Here is an 8,175-nt window from a genome sequence, read left to right on the forward strand (position 1 = left end):
TAGCAAGGAACATAAAGTGAACGGAATGACCACCACCGCCGTATGTTCCCCTCACCCTAACCCTCTCCCCGGAGGGGCGAGGGGATTGCTCAGTGCTCGCATTAATTTGTGGGGAACCCTCAGCCCATGGGGAGAGGGAGAAGGGCACGTACCGTAGGCCGGGTAAGCGCAGCGTCACCCGGCAGGATTTTAAAAGCGCGTGTCCACGGCTGAAGCCAGCTTCTCCAGCAGCCGTTCGCTGTCTTCCCAGCTCAGGCACGGGTCGGTAATCGACTGGCCGTACACCATCTGCTGTCCGGTTACGATCTTCTGCGTGCCTTCTTTGATAAAGCTCTCCGCCATAATTCCTGCAATGGCGGTCGAGCCGCTGCGGATCTGCTGGCAGACTTCATCGCAGACGTCCAGCTGGCGGCGGTGCTGTTTCTGGCAGTTGCCGTGGCTGAAATCCACCACCAGATGCTCCGGCAGGTCAAATTCCGCCAGCGTTTCGCAGGCGGCGGCAATATCTTCTGCATGGTAATTCGGTTTTTTACCGCCACGCATAATGATATGTCCGAACGGGTTGCCGCTGGTCTGGTAGATGGTCATCTGGCCGTTTTTATCCGGGGAGAGGAACATATGGCTGGCGCGTGACGCGCGGATGGCATCAACGGCGATGCGGGTATTGCCGTCCGTTCCGTTTTTGAAGCCCACCGGGCAGGAGAGCGCCGACGCCATTTCACGGTGGATCTGGCTTTCGGTGGTACGCGCGCCAATCGCGCCCCAGCTAATGAGGTCGGCAATAAACTGTCCGGTCACCATATCCAGAAATTCGGTAGCGGTCGGCACGCCCAGCTCGTTAACCTGTAACAGCAGCTTACGCGCCAGCGCAATGCCGTGATTCACCCGGTAACTACCGTTCAGATCGGGATCGGATATCAATCCTTTCCAGCCCACGACGGTACGCGGTTTTTCAAAGTAGGTACGCATCACGATCTCCAGGCGATCCTGATACGTGCCGCGCAGCGTCTGAAGGCGTTGTGCATAATCCATCGCCGCGTCCAGGTCGTGGATGGAGCAGGGGCCAATTACTACCAGAAGACGTTTGTCTTCACCATTGAGAATTTTTTCGATGCGGCGACGGGAGGCCGTCACATGGTCCGCCACCTCGTCGGAAACGGGGTGCAGCCGGGCCAGTTCAGCCGGGGTGACCAGGCTATCAATGCGCGCGGTGCGCAGTTCGTCGGTTTTGTTCATGGAATGTCTCAGAAATTTTTTGCTTCATCGGCAGACTACCGGGAAGTGATGGGCATCACCTTAAACCAATCCCTGCTGATTTCAAGTTCGGGGCACGTCGCCCCGAGGATGGCATGATAATAACTGAAACTGGATTAATGTACTAGCATATTAGTACATGCGGCGATTCAGTCCCATGATATCGAGGATCTTGGTGGCAATTTCTTCTACTGAATAGTTGGTACTGTTCAGCCAGGGGATCTGATTTTTCCGGTACAGCGCTTCGACTTCGGAGACTTCCATTCGGCACTGGCGCATTGAGGCGTAGCGGCTGTTCTCGCGACGTTCTTCGCGGATCGCCGCCAGTCGTTCCGGGTTGATGGTCAGCCCAAACAGCTTATGCTGAAGCGGCTTGAGCGCGGCAGGCAGCACCAGGTTGTCCATATCATCGGCAATAAAGGGGTAGTTGGCGGCGCGAATGCCAAACTGCATTGCCAGGTAAAGGCTGGTGGGGGTTTTACCGCAGCGCGACACACCTAGCAAAATGACCTGCGCCTGGTCCAGATTGCGCAGCGAGATCCCGTCGTCGTGCGCCAGAGTGTAGTCAATGGCGGCAATACGCGCATCGTATTTGGTCAGGTTGCCGGGGTTCAGCCCGTGGGTACGGTGAGCGATCGGCGTCGGGTCGAGCTTCAGCTCGCTTTGCAAGGGTGCAACCAGCGCCTGCACGATATCCTGACAGAAGCCCTCGCTTTGCAGAATGATGTTGCGGATCTCAGGGATCACAATGGAATAGAACACCAGCGGACGAACACCGGTCTGCTGGTAAATGGCGTCGATCTGGTCCTTGACCGCTTTGGCCCGGCTCTCGTTTTCCACGAACGGCAGCGTGATGCTGTTTATCGACACGGGAAACTGCGACATCACCGCGTGTCCCAGCACCTCGGCGGTAATCGCCGTCCCATCAGAAATATAAAAAACGTGACGATCGACAGCATTATCCATTTTATCCACCCAGAATAGCGTACGTAATTGCCTGAAAGCATAAATTAAAAAAGTTAATTGCACAGCAAAGAACTTATCTGAATTTAAAATGAAATGGTGTTTTTGATTTTCCTGAAAAGTGGATTTCATTTTCTCATTAGCGGCGTTATTTCTATGGTTTTTGCCGGAATCTATAGGAATCATCGGGTTAGCGAGTGCGGGGAAACTGTCCGAAAAGTTGAAAATTTAAATTGCTTACACGATTCACCGTTTTTTTAGCGGAAATAAATATGCCAGTATAAATACGTAGTCAGGTGTTTCTTACTCCGATCAAATATCACAAAAGGATTGTTTCGATGTCCAACAATGGCTCGTCACCGCTGGTGCTTTGGTATAACCAACTCGGCATGAATGATGTAGACAGAGTTGGGGGCAAAAATGCCTCCCTGGGTGAAATGATTACAAATCTGTCCGGTATGGGTGTCTCCGTACCAAACGGGTTTGCCACAACCGCCGATGCGTTTAACCTGTTTTTAGACCAGAGCGGTGTAAACCAGCGCATTTACGACCTGCTGGATAAAACGGATATTGATGATGTCACCGAGCTTGCCAAAGCCGGCGCGCAAATCCGCCAGTGGATCATCGACACACCTTTCCAGCCGGAACTGGAAAAAGCCATCCATGACGCCTACAACCAGCTCTCCGCTGACGACGCGCAGGCCTCCTTTGCCGTGCGCTCTTCCGCTACCGCGGAAGATATGCCGGATGCCTCTTTCGCCGGACAGCAGGAAACCTTCCTCAACGTTCAGGGTTACGAGGCGGTACTGGTGGCGGTGAAGCATGTGTTTGCTTCCCTGTTCAACGACCGCGCCATCTCCTATCGCGTGCATCAGGGCTATGACCACCGCGGCGTCGCGCTCTCCGCAGGCGTACAGCGCATGGTGCGCTCCGACGTAGGCTCTTCCGGCGTGATGTTCTCTATCGACACGGAATCCGGCTTCGACCAGGTGGTGTTTATCACCTCCGCATGGGGTCTGGGCGAGATGGTGGTGCAGGGGGCGGTGAACCCTGACGAATTCTATGTGCACAAGCCTACGCTGGCGGCTAACCGTCCGGCAGTGGTTCGCCGCACCATGGGCTCGAAAAAAATCCGCATGATCTATGCCCCGACGCAAGAGCATGGCAAGCAGGTCACCATTGAAGATGTGCCGCTGGAGCAGCGGGATCGCTTCTCGCTCACCGACGCCGAAGTGGAAGAGCTGGCGAAGCAGGCGGTGCAGATTGAAAAACACTATGGCCGTCCGATGGACATCGAGTGGGCCAAAGACGGACACACCGGCAAGCTGTTTATCGTGCAGGCGCGTCCGGAAACCGTCCGTTCGCGCGGTCAGGTCATGGAGCGCTACACCCTGCACGCGCAGGGCAAAATTGTCGCGGAAGGCCGCGCAATCGGCCACCGCATCGGTGCCGGTCCGGTGAAAGTGATCCACGACATCAGCGAGATGAATCGCATTCAGCCTGGCGACGTGCTGGTGACCGACATGACCGACCCGGACTGGGAGCCGATCATGAAGAAAGCGGCTGCTATCGTCACCAACCGCGGTGGCCGTACCTGTCACGCGGCTATCATTGCCCGTGAGCTGGGGATCCCGGCGGTAGTCGGCTGTGGTGACGCGACCGAACGCATGAAGGACGACCAGAACGTGACGGTCTCCTGTGCCGAAGGCGATACCGGTTACGTGTATGCCGATATCCTCGACTTCAGCGTGAAGAGCTCCAGCGTGGATACCATGCCGGACCTGCCGCTGAAAATCATGATGAACGTCGGTAACCCGGATCGCGCGTTTGACTTCGCCTGCCTGCCGAACGAAGGCGTGGGCCTGGCGCGTCTGGAATTCATCATCAACCGCATGATCGGCGTTCACCCGCGCGCGCTGCTGGAGTTTGACGACCAGGACGCGAAGCTGCAAAACGAAATCCGCGAGATGATGAAGGGTTACGACTCGCCGAGAGAGTTCTATGTCGGTCGCCTGACGGAAGGCATCGCCACGCTCGGCGCGGCCTTCTACCCGAAACGCGTGATCGTGCGTCTGTCGGACTTTAAGTCCAACGAATATGCCAACCTGGTGGGCGGCGAACGCTACGAGCCGGAAGAAGAGAACCCGATGCTGGGCTTCCGCGGCGCCGGACGCTACGTGTCGGAAAGCTTCCGCGACTGCTTCGCGCTGGAGTGCGAGGCGGTAAAACGCGTGCGCAACGACATGGGGTTGACCAACGTGGAAATCATGATCCCGTTCGTCCGTACCGTGGATCAGGCGAAAGCGGTGGTGGATGAGCTGGCGCGTCAGGGGCTGAAGCGCGGCGAGAACGGGCTGAAGATCATCATGATGTGTGAAATTCCGTCCAACGCCCTGCTGGCCGAGCAGTTCCTGGAGCACTTCGACGGCTTCTCCATTGGTTCGAATGATATGACGCAGCTGGCGCTCGGCCTGGACCGCGACTCCGGCGTCGTCTCTGAGCTGTTTGATGAGCGTAACGAGGCGGTGAAGGCGCTGCTCTCCATGGCCATCCGTGCGGCGAAGAAACAGGGTAAATATGTCGGGATCTGCGGGCAGGGGCCTTCTGACCATGAAGACTTTGCGGCCTGGCTGATGGACGAGGGGATTGATAGCCTCTCCCTGAACCCGGACACCGTGGTGCAAACCTGGCTGAGCCTGGCAGAGCTGAACAAGTAAAACCTGCATAACCTGAAAAAGGCGAGGATATCTGTCCTCGCCTTTTTTATTTTCCTGCGAATATGCTCACCATCACAAATAAAGCAAAAAACCAAATATCATAATTTATCTGTTAATTTAGACAATTGTTAGTGGGCAGGGCGTTGCTAATACTTGAGCCTTACCGCGTACATCCGTCGGGATGATGCGCGACTGGTTGAAATACGTTTTAACCTGAAAAAAAGGCAAATAACAATGACAATCTCCTCTGTATTACGTACCAAAGATAAAATAGGTTATGGCCTGGGTGACATGGCCAGCGCGCTGGTCTGGCAAACGGCAACGTTATTTCTCGCGTATTTCTATACGGACGTATTCGGTTTGCCGGCGGCCATTATGGGCACCATGTTTTTAGTGGTGCGCGTGATCGATGCGTTTGTCGATCCGTGCATTGGCGCGCTGGTGGACCGCACTCAGACCCGCCACGGTCGTTTTCGTCCCTGGCTGCTCTGGTTTGCCATTCCGTTTGGCGTGAGCTGCCTGATTACCTTCTACGTACCGGATGCCGGGCAGACGGCGAAAATTGTCTATGCCTGCGTAACCTATGCCATCCTGAGCCTGATCTACTCCGCGATTAACGTTCCATACTGCGCCATGCCCGGCGCGCTGACGCTCGACCCGCGCGAGCGCCACTCGCTGCAATCCTGGCGCTTTGGCCTGTCGTTTATCGGCGGGTTGATTGTAACGGTCATCGCGCTGCCGCTGGTCTCATTATTAGGTCAGGGGAATGTGCAAAAAGGTTATTTCTATGCCATGAGCCTGATGGGGTTGCTGGGTATTATTTTATTCTTCTGCTGCTTCTTTATGACCCGGGAGCGTTACTCGCCACGCAATGACACCTCCGGCTCGATGCTGACGGATTTAAAACTGCTGGCCGCCAACAGCCAGTGGCGAATTGTTTTTCTGTTTAATATTTTACTGTTAACCGCCGTCGTGACGCGTGGCTCTGCGACCATGTATTACGTTAACTATGTTCTGTTACGTCCTGAACTGGTCTTTGCCTTTATTGTTTCCGGCATGGTGGCATCCTTAAGCGGCGCATTATTATCTGAACGCCTGCTGGGGAAATTTGATCGCGTACGTGCCTATCAGTGGACCATTATTTCTTTCGTTATTTTTGGCGCGTTGATTTTCTTCATTCCTCCTTCGCAGGTGTGGCTGATATTCGGTCTGAATATTGTGTTTAGTTTTATTCAGAACCTGACCACGCCGCTGCAATGGACCATGTTCTCCGATGTGGTGGACTACGAAGAACACCGCAGCGGCCGCCGTCTGGACGGGCTGGTCTTTTCTACCGCCCTGTTTGCCATCAAGTTTGGGTTGGCGCTGGGTGGGGCGGTAGTCGGTTGGGTGCTGGGCATGGTGGATTACGCGCCCGGACAGGCAAACCAGGCGCCTCACGTCCTCGCAACCATCAATGCCCTGTTCACCCTGATCCCCTGCGCGCTGTTCCTCTGCATGGTGGCGCTCCTTGCTATCTACAAACTCAACAGCCGACTGGTGGATTCCATTGCCCGTGAGCTGGCCAGCAAGCGAGACATTCGAAACGATGTGGGGCAGCTCAGCCCGGTAACCCAATCCGCACTACAGGAGTAAACCATGACTGTGATCTACAAGGACGCGGGACGTCCCGTACACGAGCGTGTCGCTGATTTACTGGCGCGTATGACGCCGGAAGAGAAATTTGCCCAGATGCACGCGTACTGGCTGATCCTCGATGAACACGGCAACCACCGCGAACGCAGCGATTTGAGCGATGAGTTCGCCGGCGTGAGCGAACAGGCGTCCCTCAGCGAAAGGCTGAAGCTGGGCGTCGGGCAGATCACCCGTCCGCTCGGCACGCACATTGTTGATGCAAAAACCGGCGTGCGTGCCGCTAACCGCCTGCAACGTATGATGATGGAGGAGACCCGGCTCGGCATTCCGGCGCTGTTTCATGAGGAGTGTCTGGTGGGGCTGCTGTGCAAAGATGCAACCCTGTTCCCGTCGTCGCTGAACTACGGTTCCACCTGGGACCCGGCGCTGGTGCAGCGCGCGGCGGAGCAGATTGGCAATGAGGCCCGGTCTGTCGGGTGCCAGCAGGGGCTGGCCCCGGTGCTGGATGTCTCGCGCGATGTGCGCTGGGGACGGACGGAAGAGACCTTTGGGGAAGATCCGTGGCTGGTAGGGGTGATGGCGACGGCGTACGTGAAGGGGTTGCAGGGCGATAAGCGCGATCTGCTGGCGACCCTGAAACATTACGTGGGGCACTCCTTCAGCGAAGGGGCGCGCAACCATGCGCCGGTCCATCTGGGTTTCAGCGAGCTAAACGATACCTTCCTGCTACCGTTTGAGATGGCGGTGAAGCTGGCCAACGCCGGTTCGGTGATGCCAGCCTATCATGACATCGATAATCAGCCAGGGCACAGCGACCATTTCCTGCTCACCACCGTGCTGCGTGAACAGTGGGGCTTCGACGGCATTATTGTCGCGGATTACGGCGGCGTCAGCCTGCTGCACCAGCACCACGGGATTTCTCACGATCCAGCAGAATCGGCGGCGCTGGCGTTTAACGCCGGGCTGGACGTGGAATTGCCGAAGGATGACTGCGCGCGTCATCTGGCGGAAGCGGTAGAGCGTGGGCTTATCTCAATGGCGAAAGTGGATGAGATTGTGGCGCGCGTGCTAAGTGAAAAATTCCGTCTCGGGCTGTTTGAAAAACCGTACGCCGACGAAAAAGGTATCGATTTGCAGAATGAGGCGACCCGGCAGGTGGCGCGCGAGGTGGCAACAAAATCGATCACGCTGCTGGAAAATAACGGCATTTTGCCCCTCGGCGGAAAACCCCGTGTAGCGGTAGTGGGGCCGACGGCGGACGATCCGCTGGCGTTGCTGAGCGGCTACAGCTTCCCGGTTCACCTGATCATCAGCGATATGGTTGAAGAGACCTCGCAGGTGACAACCCCGCGCGCGGCGCTGGAACAGTACCTTGGCGCATCACAGGTACGTTACGCCAAAGGGTGCCACATTATCGAAAAACGGATGGCGGGTGCGCCGGTGTTCCCGGGCGACAGCGGCGGTAAACCGATGCAGCAATCGCCGGTTTCACAACGCACGGATTTGATCCCCGAAGCCGTGAGCGCGGCAAAAGAGAGTGACGTGGTGGTGGCCTGCGTGGGCGACCTCGCCGGGCTATTCCAGAGCGGTACCGTGGGGGAAGGAT

Annotated in this window: 5 protein-coding genes; 3 read left to right on the forward strand and 2 right to left on the reverse strand. The window is 56.4% G+C overall.

Annotation, left to right across the window (positions count from 1 at the left end; genetic code table 11):
- Nucleotides 1-189: 189 nt before the first annotated feature.
- Nucleotides 190-1,236, reverse strand: a complete 1,047-nt coding sequence (aroH, locus tag HP459_RS19105) for a 3-deoxy-7-phosphoheptulonate synthase AroH (protein ID WP_171936652.1) — start codon at nt 1,234-1,236, stop codon at nt 190-192.
- 150 nt (nt 1,237-1,386) lie between these two features.
- A complete protein-coding gene (ppsR, locus tag HP459_RS19110) occupies nt 1,387-2,220 on the reverse strand; it encodes a posphoenolpyruvate synthetase regulatory kinase/phosphorylase PpsR (protein WP_017384644.1) in 834 nt (277 codons plus the stop codon).
- Nucleotides 2,221-2,555: 335 nt separating this feature from the next.
- Here ppsR and ppsA point away from each other — a divergent pair, with 335 nt between their 5' ends.
- From ppsA to HP459_RS19125, 3 genes are all read left to right on the forward strand, one after another.
- Nucleotides 2,556-4,934, forward strand: coding sequence for a phosphoenolpyruvate synthase (gene ppsA, locus HP459_RS19115; protein ID WP_046620285.1), 2,379 nt, complete (start codon nt 2,556-2,558; stop codon nt 4,932-4,934).
- A gap of 234 nt (nt 4,935-5,168) precedes the next feature.
- The gene (locus tag HP459_RS19120) at nt 5,169-6,569 is read left to right on the forward strand and encodes an MFS transporter (RefSeq protein WP_171936653.1); all 1,401 of its coding nucleotides are present in this window, start codon (nt 5,169-5,171) and stop codon (nt 6,567-6,569) included.
- A 3-nt stretch (nt 6,570-6,572) separates the two neighbouring features.
- On the forward strand, nt 6,573-8,175 hold a 1,603-nt coding region (locus HP459_RS19125; protein ID WP_171936654.1), incomplete at its 3' end, for a glycoside hydrolase family 3 protein.

Origin of the sequence: Enterobacter sp. CM29, assembly GCF_013179605.1 — a bacterium.
GTDB classification, from domain to species: domain Bacteria; phylum Pseudomonadota; class Gammaproteobacteria; order Enterobacterales; family Enterobacteriaceae; genus Enterobacter; species Enterobacter intestinihominis.